Source organism: Luteolibacter ambystomatis, from assembly GCF_018137965.1.
Classification (GTDB): domain Bacteria; phylum Verrucomicrobiota; class Verrucomicrobiia; order Verrucomicrobiales; family Akkermansiaceae; genus Luteolibacter; species Luteolibacter ambystomatis.
This window is the reverse complement of record NZ_CP073100.1, coordinates 4,106,847-4,127,744: the sequence shown is the minus strand read 5'-3', so window position 1 is coordinate 4,127,744 and position 20,898 is coordinate 4,106,847. Positions and strand designations below refer to the sequence as shown.

The 20,898-nt window shown below is 62.4% G+C and carries 15 protein-coding genes; 8 read left to right on the top strand and 7 right to left on the bottom strand.

Annotated features, from left to right (window positions below; genetic code table 11):
- Window positions 1-27 precede the first annotated feature (27 nt).
- Both sppA and KBB96_RS15865 read right to left on the bottom strand, forming a co-directional pair.
- The gene (gene sppA / locus KBB96_RS15870) at window positions 28-1,815 is read right to left on the bottom strand and encodes a signal peptide peptidase SppA (RefSeq protein ID WP_211630476.1); all 1,788 of its coding nucleotides are present in this window, start codon (window positions 1,813-1,815) and stop codon (window positions 28-30) included.
- Window positions 1,816-1,947: 132 nt separating this feature from the next.
- Complete coding sequence (locus KBB96_RS15865; protein WP_211630475.1) at window positions 1,948-2,868, bottom strand: TraB/GumN family protein; 921 nt, start codon at window positions 2,866-2,868, stop codon at window positions 1,948-1,950.
- 114 nt (window positions 2,869-2,982) lie between these two features.
- Here KBB96_RS15865 and ispG point away from each other — a divergent pair, with 114 nt between their 5' ends.
- From ispG to KBB96_RS15845, 3 genes are read left to right on the top strand one after another with little or no spacing between them, the layout of a single operon-like run.
- Window positions 2,983-5,511, top strand: coding sequence for a (E)-4-hydroxy-3-methylbut-2-enyl-diphosphate synthase (gene ispG, locus KBB96_RS21080; RefSeq protein WP_226373559.1), 2,529 nt, complete (start codon window positions 2,983-2,985; stop codon window positions 5,509-5,511).
- 17 nt (window positions 5,512-5,528) lie between these two features.
- Window positions 5,529-5,807: an ATP-dependent Clp protease adapter ClpS gene (gene clpS / locus KBB96_RS15850; protein ID WP_226373558.1), complete on the top strand. Its 279-nt coding sequence runs from the start codon at window positions 5,529-5,531 to the stop codon at window positions 5,805-5,807.
- The gene (locus KBB96_RS15845) at window positions 5,804-6,262 is read left to right on the top strand and encodes a DUF2017 family protein (RefSeq protein WP_211630474.1); all 459 of its coding nucleotides are present in this window, start codon (window positions 5,804-5,806) and stop codon (window positions 6,260-6,262) included. Before clpS ends, KBB96_RS15845 begins: the two co-directional genes overlap by 4 nt.
- Window positions 6,263-6,363: 101 nt before the next feature.
- Here KBB96_RS15845 and KBB96_RS15840 read toward each other — a convergent pair whose 3' ends face one another.
- Genes KBB96_RS15840 through KBB96_RS15830 form a run of 3 tightly spaced genes read right to left on the bottom strand, consistent with a single transcriptional unit; the run spans window position 6,364 to window position 8,817 of the window.
- Window positions 6,364-7,290, bottom strand: a complete 927-nt coding sequence (locus KBB96_RS15840; protein ID WP_211630473.1) for a glycosyltransferase family 9 protein — start codon at window positions 7,288-7,290, stop codon at window positions 6,364-6,366.
- Window positions 7,283-8,218: a hypothetical protein gene (locus KBB96_RS15835; protein WP_211630472.1), complete on the bottom strand. Its 936-nt coding sequence runs from the start codon at window positions 8,216-8,218 to the stop codon at window positions 7,283-7,285. Before KBB96_RS15835 ends, KBB96_RS15840 begins: the two co-directional genes overlap by 8 nt.
- Window positions 8,215-8,817: a DOMON domain-containing protein gene (locus tag KBB96_RS15830; RefSeq protein WP_211630471.1), complete on the bottom strand. Its 603-nt coding sequence runs from the start codon at window positions 8,815-8,817 to the stop codon at window positions 8,215-8,217. The genes KBB96_RS15835 and KBB96_RS15830 overlap by 4 nt, the downstream gene beginning before the upstream one ends.
- 142 nt (window positions 8,818-8,959) lie before the next feature.
- Here KBB96_RS15830 and KBB96_RS15825 point away from each other — a divergent pair, with 142 nt between their 5' ends.
- The 5 genes from KBB96_RS15825 (at window position 8,960) to KBB96_RS15805 (ending at window position 16,598) form a co-directional block, all read left to right on the top strand.
- A complete protein-coding gene (locus tag KBB96_RS15825; RefSeq protein ID WP_211630470.1) occupies window positions 8,960-9,748 on the top strand; it encodes a DUF1287 domain-containing protein in 789 nt (262 codons plus the stop codon).
- Between the two features lie 290 nt (window positions 9,749-10,038).
- A complete protein-coding gene (locus KBB96_RS15820) occupies window positions 10,039-11,178 on the top strand; it encodes a TIR domain-containing protein (RefSeq protein WP_211630469.1) in 1,140 nt (379 codons plus the stop codon).
- A 214-nt stretch (window positions 11,179-11,392) separates the two neighbouring features.
- Window positions 11,393-14,173 (top strand): alanine--tRNA ligase, encoded by a 2,781-nt coding sequence (gene alaS, locus KBB96_RS15815; RefSeq protein WP_211630468.1) that lies wholly within the window; start codon window positions 11,393-11,395, stop codon window positions 14,171-14,173.
- A 223-nt stretch (window positions 14,174-14,396) separates the two neighbouring features.
- Window positions 14,397-15,491, top strand: a complete 1,095-nt coding sequence (locus tag KBB96_RS15810) for a sugar kinase (RefSeq protein WP_226373557.1) — start codon at window positions 14,397-14,399, stop codon at window positions 15,489-15,491.
- A gap of 135 nt (window positions 15,492-15,626) precedes the next feature.
- On the top strand, window positions 15,627-16,598 hold the full coding sequence (locus KBB96_RS15805) for a metallophosphoesterase family protein (RefSeq protein ID WP_211630467.1): 972 nt from the start codon (window positions 15,627-15,629) through the stop codon (window positions 16,596-16,598).
- A gap of 34 nt (window positions 16,599-16,632) precedes the next feature.
- Here the strand turns inward: KBB96_RS15805 and KBB96_RS15800 are convergent, their stop codons facing one another.
- Window positions 16,633-17,412 (bottom strand): hypothetical protein, encoded by a 780-nt coding sequence (locus KBB96_RS15800; protein WP_211630466.1) that lies wholly within the window; start codon window positions 17,410-17,412, stop codon window positions 16,633-16,635.
- A 3-nt stretch (window positions 17,413-17,415) separates the two neighbouring features.
- A complete protein-coding gene (locus tag KBB96_RS15795) occupies window positions 17,416-20,865 on the bottom strand; it encodes a hypothetical protein (protein ID WP_211630465.1) in 3,450 nt (1,149 codons plus the stop codon).
- Between the last annotated feature and the right edge of the window lie 33 nt (window positions 20,866-20,898).

The window sequence follows — 20,898 nt, the reverse complement described above, 5'->3', positions numbered from 1 at the left end:
AGCGCGTGGCAAGGTGGTCGCGTCCGATCAGGGGGCCACCTTCAAATCCGGTCCGAGCAGCAGGACTTCCGTGTGCTGGAAGGCATCCATGCGGGACATCAGGCGGTCCACTCCGGCGCGCGCGGGAGCGGGCAGGGTGGAAAGCAGGCCGCTTTGCATCAGGTTCTGGCGGAGTTGGGCGGACGGAGCGGGCGCGCTGGCGGCACGGACCAGTTCGTCGTCGTCCTTATCCTTGTCGTGTTTTTTGGCGAAGATGCCTTCGAAGGCGCTCTTCGGCTCCGGCACCAGCTTGGCCTCGCCGGTTTCCAGCTTGGCCTGCTTGGCGGCGTAGTCGATCGCTTCGGCAAGACCGCCGATTTCATCGACCAGGCCGATCTCCAGCGCCTTCTCGCCGCTGTAAACGCGGCCACCGGCCAGCGGCTCGAGGTCGCCCTTGAGGCGGTCCTTGCGGCCGTCGATCACGCGCTGCTTGAAGGTGCCGTAAACGCGGGTCATCGACTTGCGAATCAGGTCGGATTCCTCCGGAGTGAAGGCGTGGGTCATGCTCATGGCCCCGGCGTTCTTGCCGCGCTGGGTGACGTGGCTGGTGATGCCCAGCTTTTCCATCGCGCCGCCGACCACGAACTTCATGCCGACCACGCCGATGGAGCCGGTGATGGTGCCGCTCTCCGCGAAGATGCGGTCCGCTCCACTAGAGACATAGTAGCCGCCGCTGGCCGCCACCCCGCCCATCGAGACGATAAAGGGGCGGCCGCTGGATTTCCACTGGCTGGTGGCCTCCCACAGCACTTCGCTGGCAAGGGCCGAGCCGCCGGGGGAATTCACGCGCAGCACCAGCGCCTTGGCCTTTTCGTCCTTGCGCAGCTTCAGGATCTCCTCGCGGACCGGGGCGATGGACTCGTCGCTGATGTCGCCATCGAGCGCCACCACCGCCACGTAGTCCTTCCGGGACTTCGACTTTTTGTCGGCGCTGAACATCAGTTTGATGATGTCCATCATGCCGGTGATCTCCGGGCCATCGCGTTCGGGGAGCTGGTAGTCATGCTTGTATTCCGCGTCCGCGCCATAGGTTTCGCGGATCTTGGCATTGAAGGTGGTGCGGTAGAGCAGGTCGTCGGCGAGGCCTTCCTGCTTCGCCTCGGCGGCGGTGAGTTCGCCGCGGTCGATGAGCTCCTTCACCTTCGCTTCCGGGAGCTTGCGGCCGGCGGCCACATCCTTGACGATGGTGTTGTAGATCGAGTCGATGAGCTTCTCCTCCTGCTGCTGCGCCGGCTCGCTGGGGCCGGTGCGGTAGTAGTTTTCGCCGAAGCTCTTGAAGTCGCCGATGTGGATCACGTCCGCCTGGACGCCGACCTTGTCGAGCAGGCCCTTGAAATACATCGATTCCGCATGAATGCCGCTGAACTCGCAGTCGGCCTCCGGCAGCAGCGTGAAATGGTTGGCGGCGCTGCCGAGGATGGCGGTGCCATTCCCGAGGGATTCGCTGTAGATCCACACGTCCTTGCCCGCGGTGCGGATGGCCAGCAGGCGGCGGCGCACTTCCTGGATCTGGTCGAGGCCCAGGCCGGAACCGGCCACGTCCAGTACCACCGCCTTCACCTGTGGGTCGGCGGCGGCTTTTTCGAGGCTGCGGGTGATGTCGAAGGTGGTCAGCGGGCGGCTGGCGTCCATATCGAATCCGCCGAAGAGGGAAGGCGCGGCCTTTCCGGACTCGGTGACGGGATCGTTCAGATCGTACACGGCGACGATCGGTTTCTTGTCATCGGCCGCGGAGGCGGCGAGAACACTGGCGGCGAGCAAAGGCAGGGCACGCATGATGGCACTGGTAGCAGATTTGGACCGCGGCTCAACCCGGGAACGCCCGGATGAAGCGGCTTCACACGATGGGAATGTCCCGGAAGAGCAGAACCGGGACAGCGATTTTCGGAAAAACTTCGCGAAACCGGCTCAGGCGGCCTTCTTTTTCGGCTCCGCGGCAGGGGTGGGTTCGGCCGGAGCGGGCGCGGCCTTCGGCTGGGGCTTCGGGATGTCCCAGGCGGTGAGCCATTCGTGGGAGACCTTCTTGTAGCCCTCCTCCAGCAGGCGCTTCTCCATGTCCGGGAAATGCGCGGCTCCGTAGAAGATCGCGAGGCGCTTGCGGCCTTTCTCCACCTGGGCATCGAGCACCTTGATGCATTTGGCGTTCCGGTCGCCGATGATGACGCTGTTGCTGCCGGCGAAGGTGGCGATCTGGTCGTCTCCGCTGCCGAGCGTGTGGACGATTTCCAGCTTCATCCGGTTGGAGTTTCCGGAAAGCATGGCCTGCACCAGCTTGGCGGAGTCGGGTTCCTTCACGCCGGACTCCTCTGCTTTCGAGAGCAGGCTCATCATCGATTCGCCCTTCTCGTTCTGGAGCTTCTGGAACTCCTCCAGCGTGATGTCCGCGTGGACGAAATTCTTCCGGGTGTAGTCGATCGACTCCATCTGGCCGGTCAGGCCGAGGAACTTCGCAGCCATGTTGTAGATCTGGTGCAGGCCGCTGAGGTCTTTCTTGTCCTTGGCCGCTCCGGCTCCCGCCGCATTGGCCTTGACCTTTTCCAGGTTGGCTTTGGCCAGCGCCTTGTCGTCGCCCACCATTTCGAAGAGGACGGCCTCGTAGTTGTCGAACTTTCCTCCCAGCGCCTTGTAGTAGGCCGCATCCGCGATATGGACGGCGCCGATGAGGTCCACCGTCACGCCGCCTTTCTTGTAGCGGGTCACGGCGGTCTGGAGGCGGGCGGCCTGCGCGTCCTCGTCCACGCGGATGAAATCGGTGGCCTTCGGTTCGTCCGCGGCGAGGGCCGGAATGACCAGCCAGACGGCGGCGAGGGCGGAAAGGAGGGCTTTCATGGTGGAGGGAGATGGCAGGGAAACACCGGGAAAGCGGCACGGAAAGCAGGATTTGTGCCCCGGGGCTGCCGGACCCGTTGCCCCCATCCGGCTTTTCGGCTATATCGCCCGCAGATGAACGTGCCGTCGCGCTACTGTCCCTCCCTTTTGAGCTATTCCCGCCGTCCGACCCGCGAGGTCCTGGTGGGCCGCGTCGGCATCGGCGGAAACAACCCGATCCGGGTGCAATCGATGATCACCTCGGACACCCGCGACACTCCGGCCTGCGTGAAGCAGGTGCTGGATCTGGACGCCGCCGGTTGTGAAATCGTCCGCATCACCGCCCAGACCAAGGTCTACGCCGCGAATCTGGAGAACATCGTCCGCGAGGTCCGGGCCGCCGGTTGCGGGGTGCCGATCGTGGCGGACATCCATTTCAAACCGGACGCCGCCATGGAGGCCGCCAAGTGGGTCGAAAAGGTCCGAGTGAATCCCGGCAACTACGCCGACAAGAAGAAGTTCGAGGTCCGCGAATACACCGATGCCGAATACGAGGAGGAGCTCGAGCGCATCCGCGAGGAGTTCATTCCGCTGGTGCATCTGTGCAAGGACCTCGGTCGCGCCATGCGCATCGGCACCAACCACGGCTCGCTGTCCGACCGCATCATGAACCGCTTCGGCGACACGCCGCACGGCATGGTCGAGAGCGCCCTGGAGTTCGCCCGCCTCGCCCGCGAGGAAAACTACCACAACTTCGTGTTCTCGATGAAGGCCTCGAACCCGAAGGTCATGATCGAGGCCTACCGCCTGCTGGTCGCCCGCCTCGATCTGGAAGGTGCGGATTGGAATTACCCGATCCACCTCGGAGTGACCGAGGCTGGCGATGGCGAGGACGGCCGCATCAAGTCCGCCATCGGCATCGGCTCGCTGTTGTCCGATGGCATCGGCGATACCATCCGTGTCTCGCTCACCGAGGATGCGGTGTATGAAATCCCGGTCGCGCAGGCTTTGGCGGAGCCATTTAACTGTGGCTGCGGCGTCCCGCCGCAGGCCGTGGCTGTGGCGTCCCGCCGCAGGTCTTTGGAGGAGGATGCCGCAGCGATCCAAATCAACTGGGATGAGGTCGAGAAGACCGAAGCCAGCTATCTTCCTCATTGGGCCGTTAAAGACGGAACCTATGCGGTCACCTTCCGCTTGGCTGATTCCCTTCCTGAGGAGATCCTCGAAGAACATCGGGATCGCAGGGAAGTCTTTGTCCGCCAGTTGGGACACCTTTCGCGTGAAGCCGGTTCCCGGAGCGTGTTGAAACAATTGGTGGAGGTTCGCGCCCAGTTGTCAGCTCTTCAGGAATCCTTGTTGGAACCCGCTCTCCAGAAAGGTCATGGAGAATGTTTGCTTCGGGAACCTGATATCGCCGGGGTCGTCGACAGTGCTCTCCGGCACTTCGACGGCGATCGGTATGACCTTTTGGCATGGTGCGTGATGCCGAACCACGTCCATGTCGTGGTCCATCCTCGGGGCGGGCTCGCTTTGGAGGACATCCTTCATTCTTGGAAGAGCTTCACAGCACATGAAATCAACAAGCGGCTGAGTCGCACCGGCCCCTTGTGGCAGAAGGAGAGCTACGACCATCTGATCCGGGACGGGGACGATTTCAGGAACCAAATCCGCTATGCGCTGCGGAATCCTGAGACGGCAGGGCTTTCCGGATGGACATGGGTGGGGAGTGCTTACGATGGCGAGGATGTCGCGGCGGGACGCCACGACCACGGCCTGCGGCGGGACGCCGCAGCCACTGATGAGTATGTCCCGTCCTACGATCCCTTCTCCTACGAACGCCGCAAGACCGACGTTCTCACCGTGGAAGGCCACGAGTTGGGCGGCGACCGCACGGTGCGCGTCTTCACCACCCAGGAGAACTGGAACGCGCTGGCCCACAAGATCAACAAGCTCGGCGACTTCAAGCCGGAGATCGTGATCGAAAAGTCCGGCGTGTTGGAGATTGATCCGCGCGACGAAGCCGCCGTGGCTGAGCTGAACCATTCGCCGGTGGCGAAGCTCGTGACCGTGAAGGATGGCCTCGATCTCGAACCGATCCACGCCTTCCGCCAGCTCGCCTTCGTGATCGATGCCCGCCATCCGATCCTGCTGAAGGACACGCTCACCCCACCGCAGGGCGATACCGATTTCCTGCAGGCCTTGCTGCCAGGTGCCCGGGTGATCGGCTCGCTGCTCTGCGATGGCATCGGCGATGCGATCCTGGTCCGCGGCGAGACCGCCCCCGGCCAATCGCTGCGCCTCGCCTATAATATCCTCCAGGCCGCCGGGACCCGCATCTTCAAGACCGACTACGTGGCCTGCCCGAGCTGCGGCCGCACGCTCTTCAACCTGCAATCCACCACCCAGAAGATCCGCGCCGCCACCGGCCATCTCAAGGGCGTGCGCATCGCGGTGATGGGCTGCATTGTCAATGGACCCGGGGAAATGGCGGACGCCGACTTCGGCTACGTCGGCGGCGCGCCCGGCAAGATCAACCTCTACGTCGGCAAGACGCCGGTGAAGTTCAACATTCCCGAGGCCGAGGCCGTGGAACGCCTGATCGATCTGATCCAGGAGCACGGCAAGTGGATCGACGCTCCCGCCGGGGAGCCCGTGGAAGTCTGATTCTGATGGGAGGGGCCATGGCGACGAAGACCGAAACCCGGACACGCGAGGCCGAGGCGCTCGACGAGCCTTGGAACGTGGTCGTACATGACGATCCGGTGAATCTCATGGGCTATGTCTCGTGGGTGTTCCAGAAGGTGTTCGGCTACGGCGAGGAGCGCGCCAACCGCCACATGCTGGAAGTGCATACCGCCGGACGTTCCATCGTCTGGACCGGCACGCGTGAGAAGGCCGAGTTGTTCGTCGCCCAGCTCCAGGCCCACCAGCTCACCACGTCCTTGGAGAAACCGGAATGATGGTAGGACCGACATTGAAGGGCGGTCTGCGGATCGATGCTGAGGATTTTCAGGATTGGATCATCCTGCGCTACATCCTGGCCGATGCCGAACCCGCCGGGCTGGCCCAGCGTCTGGCCGGAACCGCCGGAGCGGAGGCGGAGGATTGGGAGGAACTGGTGATGCCGGACTTGCGCGAGACCTTCGAGGGCCAGGTGGGTGAGGTCGGGCGGGCGATCGAGCTGGCGGCGAAAGCCTCGGCCGGGGGACCGGGCCAGGTGTTCATCGAAAAGGAGGATGCGGAAGCGTGGTTCGGTGCCCTGAACCAGGCACGGCTGGCCCTTCATTCGCGGTATGATTTCTCGGAAGACGAACCGGACATGTCCGGCATGTCCAATGCCAGGCGCGCCGCCTTCTTCCGCTACCAGTTTTACACGGAGATCCAGATCCTCCTGCTGAAGCGGGTGTTGAGATAGCACAAGCACTCCTGCTTGTGAGTGGGAGGGGTGGATTTGGAGGGTAGGCCTGCGGGTTATTCCCGTGTCGGTTCCTCACCGGCGCAAGTTGGAAACTGACGCTACTTCACCGCCGCCAGCACTCTCGCCAATTCCAGCTCGTTCTGGCAGCGCAGGTCCATTGCGCACTTCGGAGAGAAGCAGGGTGAGCACTCCACATGCTGGCGCAGCACGGTGTGACGTTTGCCCAGCGGACGTTTCCATGCCGGTTCATTGGGGCCGAAGAGCACCACGCAGGTCGCCCCCGCGTGGGCGGCGAGATGGGGCAGCGAACCGTCTGCGGCGATCACCCGCTCATAGGCGGCGAGCAATGGCAACGCATCCCCTGAGAGCGGCAGATCCGCGGTTCGGGCTTCGAGTGTTTTCGCCAGTTTGGCGGTCAAGCCTCCGCTACCTGTGACTGTGATGCGCGCGCCGCTTTCCAACAGCGACCGACCGACCGCTTCCCAGCGATCCAACGGCCACTCGTGACTGCGGCCATAGTCGGAATCCGGTGCCAGCAGCACGTTGTCAGGCTCCCGAGCGATGCCGAGATCGGCGGGCTCGAAATACGCTGCCACCCGGGTGTCGATGCCCATGGCTTCCACCAGCGCCAGATAATGCCGGACCCGGTGCTCGATCGGGCCGGGGGCGGGCAGCGGCATCGGGTCGGTGAGGCGTTTCACAAGCGCCTTGTCACCCCCCGGGCCGGTGCGGCGCGGGATACCGGCCTTGGCGCAAGCATCCGCGGAGACGCCCGCCTCCCATACGATGGCGGCGGCGAATTTCCCGGCGATGAGTGTGGAAATGGCTCCGGCAGAGGCTTTGGGTGGGTAGGGGAGGAGAGTAAGGCCGGGTAGCGTCTTCCAGAAGGTTTCCTGAGCGCTGGAGCACAGCACCGTGACCGGCAGACCGGATGCGACCAGCGCCCGGATCGCAGGCACGGCGAAACACACCTCGTCCCATCGCTCCGGTGCCGTCACCAGCATGCTCTGTCCCGCGTCACTCATTGTGGGGAGCTTGAGGCTCCAAAGGGTCTGTGACAACCGGTGTATTCTTTTCCAGACTATCTGAGAGCCAGGCCGCGATTTCCCGGTGGAACAAAAGAATGATCCGCAACTGCGCCGGTTGGAGTCTCCGAGCCTGTGCCAACTCACCGCCAGACCGCTGACCTGGAGGAACCAGCTGGGAAGGCATCAGGGGGAAGATATCCGGAACGGCCACGGGCGAGGATTTGGGCTCGAGTGTCGCGTTGGGAGGCATGATCCACTGGTCCGCCGCCAGATCATGGGCGTAGTTCCGGTAGATCCCGGAAGGCATATCCTGATAGGTCAGGCGCTTTTGTTCGGGAGTGAGATCACACAATACGGAAGGATCTGCGTGGTCGCCTATGAAAAGCCATTGGCTGGCAAAGGCGTAATCTGCAGCCCTGTCACCCACTTTTAATTCATTGTTCGTGATCGGGTCCGGTTCATTTGCTTTGGCCGCGTATTCCTCGTCACCCTGCAAACGCCATCTCCGTAGTCTGGCCGCCGCCTCCGATTTTTGCGAGGGCGACAGCGAAAACCCTTCCGCGAGAGCCTGTAGATACCATGCTGCCTGCCGCTGCCGAAGGCTTTGGTAGTGTTCCACAGTATCCGGCACCAAGTCTTTGTCCAATCCTCGTTTGTGGAAATCCTCGATCATCCAGTTGATCTCCTGATCGGTCATTCCCCGTTTCGCCCGGGCGATGTAGGTTCCCACCGGATCGATCTGCGCCAGTTCTTTCGCCGAGGGCTTCCTCCCGTCCGAGCGCGTTTTCTTTGGAGGAACTTTCACCGCCGCCATGGCGCGGGTCTTCGCATCCACGGCGATCTGTGCCGCCTGCCAGGCGCCGATGCTCAGCAGCGCCGTGGCGGAAACCAGCCAGAAAGACCAGCGCTTGGGCTTCGGGGTCACAGTTGGGGTAGTGCCCGCGGTTGGAGCGTGGGGAATTGGCCTGGCAGATGGTAGTCCGGTTCGCCGTCCGACAACTTCGCGGCGGTGAGGAATTTCTGGTCCGGGGAGTTCAGGATGAAGGTCACATTCCCCCGAGTCTCCGGGCTGTAGTTGATGCGCGCCTTCAGGATATCGAGCGGGATCGCCAGCGCGGCGGCCCATGAGCCATCCTCCGCCAGTTCCGCGAAGGCCCCCACCTCCGGCATCTGGAAATCCTCCTCCTGGTCCCGCACCCGCGGCGCGGTGAACTCGCAGGACCACCACGCGCCGTTCGGAGCCAGATTGAACTCGAAATAACGGCCGCTCACCGGATCGGCCAGGAACAGCTCCGCCACGTCGTAGCGCCACAGCTCCGCTTGGAACCGGCCCGGTCGCGCGGAGGGGTGGATTTGTGCCGGTTTGGTGTGGGAGGCGATGAACCACAGCCGCTGTCCGTCCTGCGCCAGCGCGTAGCCCGCCGCAGGTTCGAAAGGGGTGCCATGCCAGTCCTTGCCGATGCCCAGTAGGGGCACATCGAGGGCTCCCCATTGCAGTGGACGCGGGCTGTTGAAGACGATCATGATCCACCCCGTTAGCCCCGTAGCGCGGAGCGGTCGAGCGGGAAGACATGATTGTCCGCGGGATTCCGTGAAAAAGATCCTAACATGGGTGGAAAACTATCGCCATTTCCGGCTGTATGTGGTTCATCCGCTTCGCGTTCCAATGCCACGCCGATCCCAGCGCAACAACGGTTTCTTCGATACCATCGAGTATGTGGGCCCGCGTCCCCAGAAGCCGAAGAAAAAGCGCCGCTTTTTTGGTGGCTGGGTCATCATCCTGATCGCCGTCGGCATTCCGTTTTTGTTCTTCCGCAAGCTGGTCCCGACCTTGAAGGCCGAGCAGGAAGGCACCTCGCTGGAGAGCGTTGAGCGGACCATTGCCCGCCTCACTCCGTCCGAGTCCTTCGGGGACCGTCTCGCCGCCTCGGCTCTCGGCCAGGCCCGCACCCCGGGCGTTTACGACAATTCGGAATTCAAGATCTCCTACCCCGGCGGCGATGTTCCCGCCGGGAAGGGCAATGCGGAGGATGTGATCGTCCGCGCCTACCGGGGAGTGAACATCGACCTCCAGCAGCTCGTCCATGAGGACATGGAGAAGAGCTACCGCGAATACGAGCAGCTCTCCAAAGCCGGCGGCCTGAACACCAACGTCGACCACCGCCGCGCCCCCAACCTGAAGCGCTTCTTCGAGCGCCATGGCGAGACCCTGACCACCTCGCGGAACATTTCCGAGTACCAGCCGGGCGACGTCGTGGTCCTCACCCGCCCGGGCACCAGCACCCGCGGAGGGGATGCCCACACCCAGGTCGACATGCACATCGCGATGGTGGTCCCGGGTCCCGGCGACCGCGGCACCGATTCCTGGTTGGTCCACAACCTCGACTCCGGGGTGAAGTGGGAGGATGTGCTCCTGAATTACCAGATCATCGGCCACTATCGCTACGGGAAGTAGGCCATCATCGCTCCGAACGTTTGAGCGGTACTTGGGTTTCTGCATCCCGGAGAACCCCAAAGGGGGAGCATTTGAGCTTCCAGATTCTTGAAGAATAAATTTCGCGGTAAGGCTTGGATGAGGTTGATGGCCTATCTGGCAGATATCGCGCAAAAGTCGGCAAGCCATATCGGTCATGTCATCTTCGAGGAATGGATTCCGCTTTGAGGCTCCACGGAGATACCAGAATCAACGATCTGGAGACGTCTTTGTCTTGAATTGTCATTGCCAGCAAAGATACCTTGCTTGTAATGCCGCGACGAACATCTCCAACTAAATCCCCAAAGATATTTGTTTCTTGGTCACAGAGTCCGAGCAAAGCGATTGCTTCAGCAATCAAAAATTGGCTCCTCACCCTTATGGATGAAGTCGATGTTTGGATATCTGATGAAGATATCCAACTGGGAGAACAATGGAGAGAATCACTCGGGGATGCCTTGGAATCTTCCAGTTATGCTATTCTCTGTATTACACCTCAGAACATGGATTCGCCTTGGATTGCCATGGAGGCTGGTGCGATTGCCATGAAGGGGCGAAACGCTTGTCGCGCGGTTCCATTGCTATTCGGAATCGAACGGCATGATTTGCCCAGCCATCTCGCCGGATTTCAATCAATCGAAGCATCTGAGCAGAATCTTATCCGATTGGCTCGTGAGATTCACGAGCATGTCAATTCGTCAACCAGACCGGAGGTGTTCGACCGTCGGATAAAATCTCATACACGCGAGCTATGGGATGAATTGGCGCACCTGATGACAATACGAGTTAGCGTTCCCGAGCTCAAACAGGTTAGACCGCCAAATGCCTTGGCTAATTTCCCGAATCTTGTCGCTGATGTTCAAGCTGCGCCAGAAGTCACGCTTCCGAACGGCAAATATCAGTTCCATGTGTTCAGTGTCGGCGAGCGCGGGACCATGCTCTCTCATCTGCTTATTTCTGAAGTGAAGAGAGGGCTTTCTGAAATCGTAAGACCTCTTCTTCCTGGAATTGATTGGTTGGTGACCGTCGTTCCCGGAGGGAACCCATGGGCACTTTTGATCGCGGATCAACTGGGGATTCCAGTTGAGATCATTCGGGACACGGAGTCTGGAACGGAAGAAGAGCGAATGGTTTGGCAGAAGTCGCTTCTCTATGAACGAAAGCTCTATTTCAAAACGGATGAGAGGAGTCGCGCAAAGCGTGTTCTGATCATTGATGATGTCGTCAGTAGCGGCGGAACAGTGCAGTTGCTGACAAAGGAATTGAGAAGATCGGGATTGGAAATAGTAGCGGTCGTTGCGATTATTCTAAAAGGGGGGTTATATAAAGAAATCGGAAAAGAACTTGGGATCGATTTTTTCAGCATTCTTGAAGTTGCCGAAGACTACATAAAAGCAGGTCCAAGACCGTAATTGTTGATGAAGGAGGCTCTTGCCCGTGGGAAAAGCCGCTGATTCCGCTGGATCACCACGTCATGAAATTGAGGAAAGGTGGCTCACCCAAGGATTTGATCGGAATTCGGCTGGACGGGCGAATTGCTCTAAAAACTCCTTCAAGGTGAGCAACCTTTGGGAAAAAAATCCGTGTTCTTTCCCCGGATTCGTGGTTTCTCGTCCCCCCGCGCCCATGACCTCCGCCGAGATCCGCAACAGCTTCCTCGATTTCTTCCGCGAACAGCAGCACACCATCGTGCCTTCGGCCTCGCTGATGCCGCAGAGCCCCGGCCTGCTTTTCACCAATGCGGGGATGAACCAGTTCGTGCCCTATTTCCTCGGCACCGACAAGGCGCCCTACGATCCGCCGCGCGCCGCGGACACCCAGAAGTGCATCCGTGCCGGCGGCAAGCACAACGACCTCGAGGATGTCGGCTACGACACCTACCACCACACGATGTTCGAGATGCTGGGGAACTGGTCCTTCGGCAACTACTTCAAAAAGGAAGCGATCCAGTGGGCGTGGGATCTCGTGGTGGAACGCTGGGGCCTGCCCGCGCACCGTCTTCACGCGTCCGTCTATGCGCCGAAGGAAGGCGATCCCGGAAACTTCGACCAGGAAGCCTATGACCTCTGGGCGGCGCTGTTCGCCTCCAAGGGCTGCGATCCTGCCGTGCAGATCGTCCACGGCAACGTGAAGGACAATTTCTGGATGATGGGCGAGACCGGTCCCTGCGGCCCGTGTTCCGAGTTGCATGTGAACCTGACTCCCGAGGGCGATCCCAAGACCGGCCGCAAACTGGTCAACAATGACTCCGACCTCTGCATCGAGATCTGGAACCTCGTCTTCATCCAATACAATGCGGAGGCGGACGGCACCTTCCGCGAGCTGCCCGCGAAGCACGTCGATACCGGCATGGGCTTCGAGCGCGCCTGCTCGATCATCCAGAACACCAAGGGCTTCACCGATTTCTCGCGCAAGCCGAGCAACTACAACACCGACGTCTTCCGCACGATCTTCCACCGCATCGAGGAACTCAGCGGCAAGAAGTATGTGGACATCTACCCGGACCTCGGCGCGGATCGCACCAAGTTCGATGACGGCATGAAGGACGCGATCGCCTTCCGCGTGATCGCCGACCACCTCCGCACGCTCTCCTTCTCCATTGCCGATGGCATCATGCCCGGCAACAACGGCCGGAACTACGTGCTGCGCCGTATCTTGCGCCGCGCGGTGAAGTACGGACGCCAGCTCGGCTTCTCCGGTGACAAGCCTTTGTTCGACGGTCTCGTGTCCACGCTCGTCGCGCAGATGGGTGACGTGTTCCCGGAACTGAAGGACCGTGAGGCCGCGATCCGTGAGACGCTGAACCGCGAGGAAAACGCCTTCAACCTGACACTCGACCGTGGTCTGAAGCGTTTCGGAGACGGTGCCGTTTCGCTTTCAGAAGGCGCGGTGTTCTCCGGCGATCTCGCTTTCGAGCTCTACGATACCTTTGGTTTTCCGGTCGACCTGACCGCACTCCTCTGCTCCGAGCGCGGCCTGAAGCTGGATGAAGATCGCTTCAAGGCGCTCATGGAAGAACAGCAGGTGCGTTCCCGTGCCGCGCAGAAGACCACCGTGGTCCGCGCGCTCGAAATTTCCACCGACGCCGTCACCACAATGACCGGCTTCGATTCCGATGAGTCCGAGGCCACCGTGCTCGAGCTTCATCCGCAGGAAGATGCGCTCTTCGTCATTACGGACAAAACGCCGTTCTACGCCGAGATGGGGGGCCAGGCCGGGGACACCGGCACGCTCGCCATCAACGGCAACGAGTATGCGGTGTCCGCCGTCCAGCAGATCGGCAAGGCCCGTGCGGTTGCCGTGCCCGCGGATGCTTCCATCGCCGTTGGCGATACTGTCACGCTTAAGCTCGACACCACCCGCCGCCGTCCGATCGAGGCTCATCACTCTGCGACCCACCTTCTTCACTGGGCGCTGCACGAGGTCGTGTCGAAGGACGCGGCCCAGCAGGGTTCGTCGGTGGACGAGAACCGCCTGCGCTTCGACTTCAACAGCGGCGCGGTCACTCCGGAGCAGCTCCAGACCATCGAGGACAAGGTGAACGCGAAGATCGCGGAGAACGGCAACGTCTCGTGGACGGAAGTCCCGCACGCCTCGATCAAGGGCCGCACCGACATCATGCAGTTCTTCGGCGACAAGTATGGAGATACAGTGCGCGTCGTACAAATCGGCGGCGGCAACAACAGCCTCGACGGCTACTCCATGGAACTCTGCGGCGGCACCCACGTCCGCAAGACCGGAGAAATCGGCCTCTTCAAGATCAAGAGCGAGGGCGCCATCGCCGCCGGCGTGCGCCGCATCGAGGCCGTCTGTGGCAAGGCCGCTGAAACCTGGCTCGCCGAGCAGGAACAACTCCTCATCGCCGAGGCGGAAGCCGCCACCGCGAAGGCCACCGTCACGCTCGAAAAGCTCAAGCAGCTCGCCATCGAGGCCCCGCTCGCGCTTGCCGCGGCTCCGGCTACGCATGAACTGTCCGCGCTGAAGGCCCACCTCGAGCACCTCAAGGAAGTCTCCATCGAGGCCGAGAAGGCGTTCAAGAAAGCCCAGGCCCGTGCCGCCGCCCAACAGGCGGATGCCGAGCTTGCGGAACTCATCGAGGCGGGCAAGCCGATCATCCGCACTTTCGAGGCGGATGCCTCGCTGGTGCAGGAGCTGCTCAATGGCCTGAAGAAAAAGAACTTCGGCGAAGCCGCTTTCTTCATCGTCGATGATGGCGAGAAGCTTCAGCTCGCGACCTACTGCGGCGACGTAGCGCAAGCCCGCGGCCTCAAGGCCGGCGATCTGCTCCGTGACCTCGCGGCTCTCGCTGGCGGCAAGGGCGGCGGCAAGGCCGACCAAGCCCGCGGCGGTGCTCCCGAGCGCGAAAAAATCGCCGAACTCGAAGCCGCTGCGAAGGCGAAGCTCTGAGGTAGCGCGAAGCTTGGCTTCGCGTGCAGCTGACGGCTTTTATCGAACAGGGGTGCCTTCCACAAGAGGTGTCGCTTGTCCGAGCTTGCGAAGCCAGGCTTCGCGCGACTTGAAAATTTGCAGGCAATTTTTCGACTGAGGGCTTTTCAAATCGACTCGGACTTACCAGAGTGTTCTCGCCCGAGTGACCCGGGCATCATCCGAAATTCAGTCAAAAATCGCCATGCTACAGATCAAGCCCGCGTCCGAATGCGCGTTCGACCAGATTTCCCTCGGTGAAGTGATGCTCCGCCTGGATCCGGGCGAAGGTCGCATCCGCACCGCCCGCCAGTTCGCCGCCTGGGAAGGCGGCGGCGAGTACAACACCTCGCGCGGGCTGCGGAAGGTCTTCAACTACAAGACTGCGGTCGTCACCGCCTTCGTGGACAACGAGGTCGGCCACCTGATCGAGGACTTCATCATGCAGGGCGGCGTCTCCACGGAGTTCATCCAGTGGCGCGAGGACGACGGGATCGGCCGCAAGGTCCGCAACGGCCTGAATTTCACCGAGCGCGGGTTCGGCATCCGCGGCGCGGTCGGCAATCCGGATCGCGGCAACACCGCCGCCTCCCACCTGAAGCCGGGTGACATCGACTGGGACCACATCTTCGGCAAGCTCGGCGTCCGCTGGTTCCATACCGGCGGCATTTTCGCCGCCCTTTCGGAAACCACCGCCGCCCTCACCGTGGAGGCTGTGAAGGCCGCCAACAAGTACGGCACCATCGTTTCCTACGACCTCAACTACCGCCCGTCCCTCTGGAAGACCATCGGCGGTCTCGCCAAGGCCCAGGAGGTCAACCGCGAGATCGCGAAGTATGTGGATGTCATGATCGGCAATGAAGAGGACTTCACCGCCTCGCTCGGCTTCGAGGTCGAGGGCGTGGACCACAACATCTCCAACATCGAGACCGATGCCTTCAAGAAGATGATCGAGACCGCGGTGAAGGAGTTCCCGAACTTCAAGGTCGCCGCCACCACCCTGCGCGGCGTGATCACCGCCACCATCAACGATTGGAGCGCCATCCTCTGGCACGACGGCAAGTTCCACGAGAGCCGCAAATACGACAAGCTGGAGATCCTCGACCGCGTCGGCGGCGGCGACAGCTTCGCGTCCGGCGTGCAGTTCGGCTTCCTCGAGTTCAATGACGCACAGAAGGCCGTCGACTACGGCGCGGCCCACGGCGCGCTGGCCTCCACCACCCCGGGCGACACCTCGATGGCGACGCGCAAGGAAGTGGAGAAGCAGATCTCCGGCGGCGGCGCCCGCGTCGTGCGCTGAGTTCTTCCACTTCGGATTTCAAAAGGCCGCCGTCCTCCGTGACGGCGGCCTTTTTGCATTCCGGCGGTTTTGCCATCGGGAATCGTGAAAATGCACGCGAGGGAAGTGATATCCTGCCGTAAAACAGGAAACGCCATGAACACCCGCCGCCAGTTTCTCAAAGCCGCCCTTGCTGTCTCGGCCACCTATCCGTTGCCGCTGCTGGCCGCGGGATCTTCCGCGAAGAAGATCCGAATCGGCATGATCACGGACATCCACAAGGACCTGGTGCCGGATGCGGATGAGCGCCTGAAGGCCTTCATGGCGGCGATGGATCAGGTGAAGGCGGATGCCATCATGCAGCTCGGCGACTTCTGCCAGCCGAAGCCCGCGAACCGCGCCTTCACCGACATCTTCAATGCCTTCACCGGGCCGAAGTACCACGTGCTGGGCAACCACGACATGGACGGCGGCTTCAAGCGCGAGCAGACCATGGTGTTCTGGAGCATGCAGGCCCGCTACTATTCCTTCGACCTCGGCGGGTTCCACTTCATCGTGCTCGATGGCAACGACCGCCCCGCCGGTTGGAAAGGCGGCTATCCGCACTACCTCGCCGATGACCAGGTCGCATGGCTGAAGGAGGATCTGGAAAAAACGAAGCTCAGCACCTTCATCTTCTCCCACCAGAGCTTCGAGCGTCCGATGTGCATCGATAACCAGGAGGCGGTGCGCGCCATCCTGGAAGCCGCGAAGACGCCGGACGGCAGGCGCAAGGTGGCCGCTTGCTTCAACGGCCACTGGCACATCGACCACGAGCGCGTGATCAACGGCATCCCTTACATCCACGTGAACTCCGCTTCTTATTACTACATGGGTGGTAATTGGAAGAAGGGCAAGGCGGACCCGGAGCTGGCGAAGACCTTCCCGCTCTACGCCTACAATGCGGGCTACAAGAAGCCCATTTTCACCATGCTGGAGATCGATCCGGCCGCAGGCACGTTCACCATGCGCGGCATGAAAGGCGAGTGGGACGGCCCCTCGCCCCAGGAGCTTGGCTACAAGTCCGACGAGGTGGAGAACGATTGGCTCAAGCCCTCCATCACCGAGGTGAAGGAGCGCATTTCCTAGTAGCGTGAGGCTCCCGCCTTGCGTTCTTCAGTCTTCACTGTCCGTTGGCCGCCGTCATCGTTCCACCATTGGCCGCAGCCTTGTCATTCGCGGTGGTGGCAGGACCGCGCAGGACCAGCGCCTTTGCAGGACGGCGGGCGGTATCGGTGTCCGCGCGATAGACGATCACCTCCATCCGCATGCCCGCCTGGGCTGGCTCGAAGGTGGCGGCATGAATCGGCATCCAGGTGCCATCGGAGGAACGGAAGGCGATCTGAAGGGCCTTGCCTGCGGAGGGTGCGGGACACAGCCAAACCTTTCCAGCCGCAAGTTCCTGGGTCGTCTCACCGATCTTGATGGCGGCGACCGTCGGCAGCAGATTGACGAAACGCACCTGCCCGGCGGGGAAGGCTTCCGCGCTGTCATCGAGCAGCAGGCTGCGCGGCGTGTCCCAGGTCTTGCCGGGATCACGCCAGAAGAGGGCGAGCTTTGGTTTCGCGCGCAGTGCTTCCGGAATGTCCAGGGATATCCATTTGGCCGCCTTGTCGAGAAGCGTCACGGTTGGAGCCGGTGGCACATGAGCGAGCGGAGCGGGTTGGCAGAGCGCGAGAGGTACCACTGGGCATTCGGCGATGGAGATCTGGTGGGGAGGCAACGCGCCTTTCTCCGCTTCCAACTCCACGCGCCGGTCACCGCGCACCTCCTGACGGAAGGGCGGCGGCTCTCCGAGTGCGAGCAACCGCATCGGCGGGCCATGTTTGGCGGCCTCGGCAGGCGCTTCTTCCGCGTGCAGAAGACCGGTGAAAACGAGCAGCAGGGACAGGGTGGCTTTCATGGATCAGATGTCGGAGGAGTTCAGCCAGCGGAAGCCGGTGATGATGAAGCGGCGTCCGAAGTCGTTGCGGCCGCCGGGATCGAGCGGGTTCAGGCCGGTGCTGTCCGGAGTCACCGGTTCGGGCAGGCGCTGCACCACCGCCTCGCACCAGGCGCGAGCCTCGATGGTGCCGGAGGAACTACGGGAATCACCGTAGCTGCGGATCACGAACGTGTCGGAACGGGCGCTGAGCTGCGGGCCGAGCGGCTGGAGGATGTCCGCCTGGGTCAGGTAGGCGGGTGCTCCCCAGGCCTTGCTGGAGGGCATGAGCTGCGGATCGAGGCGGGTGCCGTCGGGGATGTTGTCCAGCGTGTCCGCATAGTCCTTCAGCTTGTCGCGCACCAGTGGGTAGGCCTGTTCGAAGGACGAATTGAGCCCCGCGCTCCGGATCGCGGCTTCCAGTGCTCCGGCCTTGCCGGTGTCATCCTTGGCGAGCCGGCGGTTGACGAAGTCGGAGAGCGAGAGGAACGGGCCGCGCTTCTTCACCTCGGTCACGATCGCTTCCGCGAGGCGGCCCACCTCGCCGTCATCGAGAATCCGGCTGCCGCCCCAGGCCTCCTTGCCATTGGCGGCGGTTCCGGTTTTCCATTCTCCGGCCGGAGCATTGAGCAGGCGTGGGAAAATGGTGCTCTCCGCGGAGGTGCTGGTGCCGCGCGTGCCGCCTAGCACCGCTTTCCAAGCCGCCACGCTCGTGGAGTTCACGTTGAAGGCTCCGTCGATGGCGAGCCGGGATGCGGCGCGGTGGAAGTCGGAGAGGTCCGCGCGCACCTGGTCCGCGGAGCCGGCCCGGTTCACCAGCCGCATGCGGCCATTGGGCAATGCGGCACCGGAGGCGATGAATGACTGCTTCTCCGCCTGGCTGCCGGTGGAAAGGAAGAAGTCATCCCACAAATTACGGTTCACCTCGTAGGACAGATCGTGGACCACGGCGTCGGTGGCGGGAAGGTTGCCGATGCTCCAACGGGCGTAGAAGGCCCACTGCTCGTTGCCCTGGCTGCCGCCCGTGCGTCCGGAAGCATAGCCCAGCATGGCCTTGGTCCAGCCATTCATCGCCTTCTCGGAGCCATCCCGGGCGACCGGTGCGGAGCGGTCGGTCCGGTCCTCCAATCTCGGATCCGGCAGCGAGTTCCCTACCGCATACGAGGGATGCCAGATGAATTCGGAAAGCTTCGCGTGCTGGAACTGGGCGAGCGACGCGATCCCTGTTTCCTTGCGTGGCACATCGAAGAGCACCAGCGGACCAGGAGACTCGATCGCCTGTCCGAAGGGCCAAGTCTGCTGGATGCCGTCTTTCGGCACCGGCATCATCTCACCCCAGGACACGGCGCCATCGAAGAGATCCCGGGTATAGGCTCCGAAAAACTGCGGCGCGACATCGGTCACGTTCTCATACGGCGTCCGCAGCGTGTAGGTCGCGCGCGGGTTCCAGTTGCCGAGCGGGGCGATGTCGAAGTGGTTGGTGTTCGCCAGCGAGCCGGAGCCGATCTTGTTCGAAGGCGTTTCCGTGAACCAGCGCAGGCGGAAGCCATCGCGCGTGCGGACATCAGGGATGGAAACGACCGGATAGCTGGTGCCGGTGACGGCTTGGATCGGTACCGGCGTGCTGTTGCTCCACTCCACCGGCACCTCGTTGTCATCCCCGTACTGCATTGAGCAGGAGACGAAGGAAAGCTGCGGCAGTGATTGGAATGCCGCCGTGGAACCGGACGACCCGTTCTTCCACAGCATCCGGTAGTCCTGTGCCTGGAAGCCGGTGGGTGCCTCGCGGAACTGGATGGGTTGGACCGCTCCCGGAGAACCGATTGCCACGGTGAACCCGCGGTCGGGTGAGGGTGGTACCGAGGCGGACAAGAGATTCGCCCCGGGATTGCCACCGTTGTAGGCCGTCTGCTGCGTGGGTGAGAAAACCGCGCAGGCACCGGGTTTCAAGGTGATCGCATTGAGACCGAAGTAGAAGGCCCCGGCGAGGGCGCCGCCTGAGGCCCAGCTCAACGTGCGGCTGCTCTTGGTGCCATCCGCCATGGTGAGTTCCACCGTCTTGCCGCCGTTGGTGTGGAGCATCAGGGAACTCGCCGGGATCTGCAGGGCGAGATTGTAGGGATTCCAAATCACCACACGCGGATAGATGTGCGCACGGAGTTGCCAGGAGGCCGCGGTGGCGGTGCCGGAGTTTTCGGCCACGAGCTGGTAGTAGATCGAGCCCTCCACCAGCACGGGGGAAACCGAGGGCGTGTCGAACTGGCCGATCGCCACCGGAACCTTGTTGGTGCCGTCGTAGGAATCGTCGCTGTTGAGCAGCGGAGGGTTCTCCGCCTTGGGTTGGGCGATGGCCATGTTCCCGGCTTCCATCGCATAGATGGAGGCGTATCGGGACCAGCGGCGGAGCAGGCCGAAACGGGGTGCCGATGTCTGGTGTCGGGTGTCGGCCCAGTTGACTCCCTCGCGCGCCGCGGCGGCGGGATTGGCAGGTCCGACGAGACGATCGTCATCCGCGATGCCGGGGGAAGTCACCTTGCCGCTGCCGCCCAGGTCAGGGATCGAGCCATCACTGGCGAAATACGCGGTGAGATCGCGTTTCAGGCGGGCGTGCGCCACGTCCACCGGCAATCCGAGCGAGGTGGTGGTGAAGTCGTGGAACTTCCCCTTGATCGCTTCCGGGGTGGCGGTCGAGCCGAGCTGTTGGTTGCGGAGCGTGACCACCTTGGCCTTCTTCGCTTCCTCGATGTGGAGGGAAGGATCGACCAGCACCGGCTCGTTCTTCTGGGAGGCGAGCCAATGGTTGTAGCCGCCATTGCCGGGATTGGCGGGGTCGGGAAGCTTGCCAGCCCAGCCATCGGGGAGGTTGACCTTGGCCTTTCCTCCCTCGTCTCCGACCCACCAGGCATAGCGGCCGGCGGATGAATCCCCGACCGCGACGGAGGGAACCCACACGTCGTCCTTGTCGGTGCCGGTGGATACGAGGCGGATCCAATCGCCCTCCCGGCTGATGGTGCGGGGGTCCGGTGTCGCCATGCCTGCGGGCCGGCTCACCAGCCAGTCGAGCGTCTCGGTGCGGGGCCAGCCGCCGGTGGCGCGTTCATCGCGCAGGCCGCCATCGGAGTCGTCGCGTTTGATTGGCGTGACCATGCCGCCCTTGGTATCCGGCTTTGAGGCGGACCAGACCCCGGTCCAGTGGGGATGATTCACGCCCTCGACTCCGGGTGAAGCGGGATCACTGTCGAACAGGGAAGCAGTGGCACAGACCCGGCCATCCGGCCCCAGGTTTTTCTGCAAGGAGCCGATCGCCAGTTGCAGGGCGAGCCGGGCGTTCGCTCTCGCGATGGCTCTGGCGGTCCCCGCGGCACTGCGTCGCAGCTCGATCGTGGACAAGGATAACAAGCCCAGGGCGAGAACCGCCAGAAGCATCATCATCATGAGCACCACTACCAGAGAGAATCCCCGTCTTGG

Bases quoted from the DNA above. Each gene is read 5' to 3' on its own strand.
- KBB96_RS15795 (WP_211630465.1), bottom strand. From the start codon at position 20,865: ATGATGATGATGCTTCTGGCGGTTCTCGCCCTGGGCTTGTTATCCTTG.
- KBB96_RS15800 (WP_211630466.1), bottom strand. From the start codon at position 17,412: ATGAAAGCCACCCTGTCCCTGCTGCTCGTTTTCACCGGTCTTCTGCAC.
- ispG (WP_226373559.1), top strand. From the start codon at position 2,983: ATGAACGTGCCGTCGCGCTACTGTCCCTCCCTTTTGAGCTATTCCCGC.
- clpS (WP_226373558.1), top strand. From the start codon at position 5,529: ATGGCGACGAAGACCGAAACCCGGACACGCGAGGCCGAGGCGCTCGAC.
- KBB96_RS15865 (WP_211630475.1), bottom strand. From the start codon at position 2,868: ATGAAAGCCCTCCTTTCCGCCCTCGCCGCCGTCTGGCTGGTCATTCCG.
- KBB96_RS15820 (WP_211630469.1), top strand. From the start codon at position 10,039: ATGCCGCGACGAACATCTCCAACTAAATCCCCAAAGATATTTGTTTCT.
- KBB96_RS15810 (WP_226373557.1), top strand. From the start codon at position 14,397: ATGCTACAGATCAAGCCCGCGTCCGAATGCGCGTTCGACCAGATTTCC.
- alaS (WP_211630468.1), top strand. From the start codon at position 11,393: ATGACCTCCGCCGAGATCCGCAACAGCTTCCTCGATTTCTTCCGCGAA.
- KBB96_RS15825 (WP_211630470.1), top strand. From the start codon at position 8,960: ATGCCACGCCGATCCCAGCGCAACAACGGTTTCTTCGATACCATCGAG.
- KBB96_RS15830 (WP_211630471.1), bottom strand. From the start codon at position 8,817: ATGATCGTCTTCAACAGCCCGCGTCCACTGCAATGGGGAGCCCTCGAT.
- KBB96_RS15845 (WP_211630474.1), top strand. From the start codon at position 5,804: ATGATGGTAGGACCGACATTGAAGGGCGGTCTGCGGATCGATGCTGAG.
- KBB96_RS15840 (WP_211630473.1), bottom strand. From the start codon at position 7,290: ATGAGTGACGCGGGACAGAGCATGCTGGTGACGGCACCGGAGCGATGG.
- sppA (WP_211630476.1), bottom strand. From the start codon at position 1,815: ATGCGTGCCCTGCCTTTGCTCGCCGCCAGTGTTCTCGCCGCCTCCGCG.
- KBB96_RS15805 (WP_211630467.1), top strand. From the start codon at position 15,627: ATGAACACCCGCCGCCAGTTTCTCAAAGCCGCCCTTGCTGTCTCGGCC.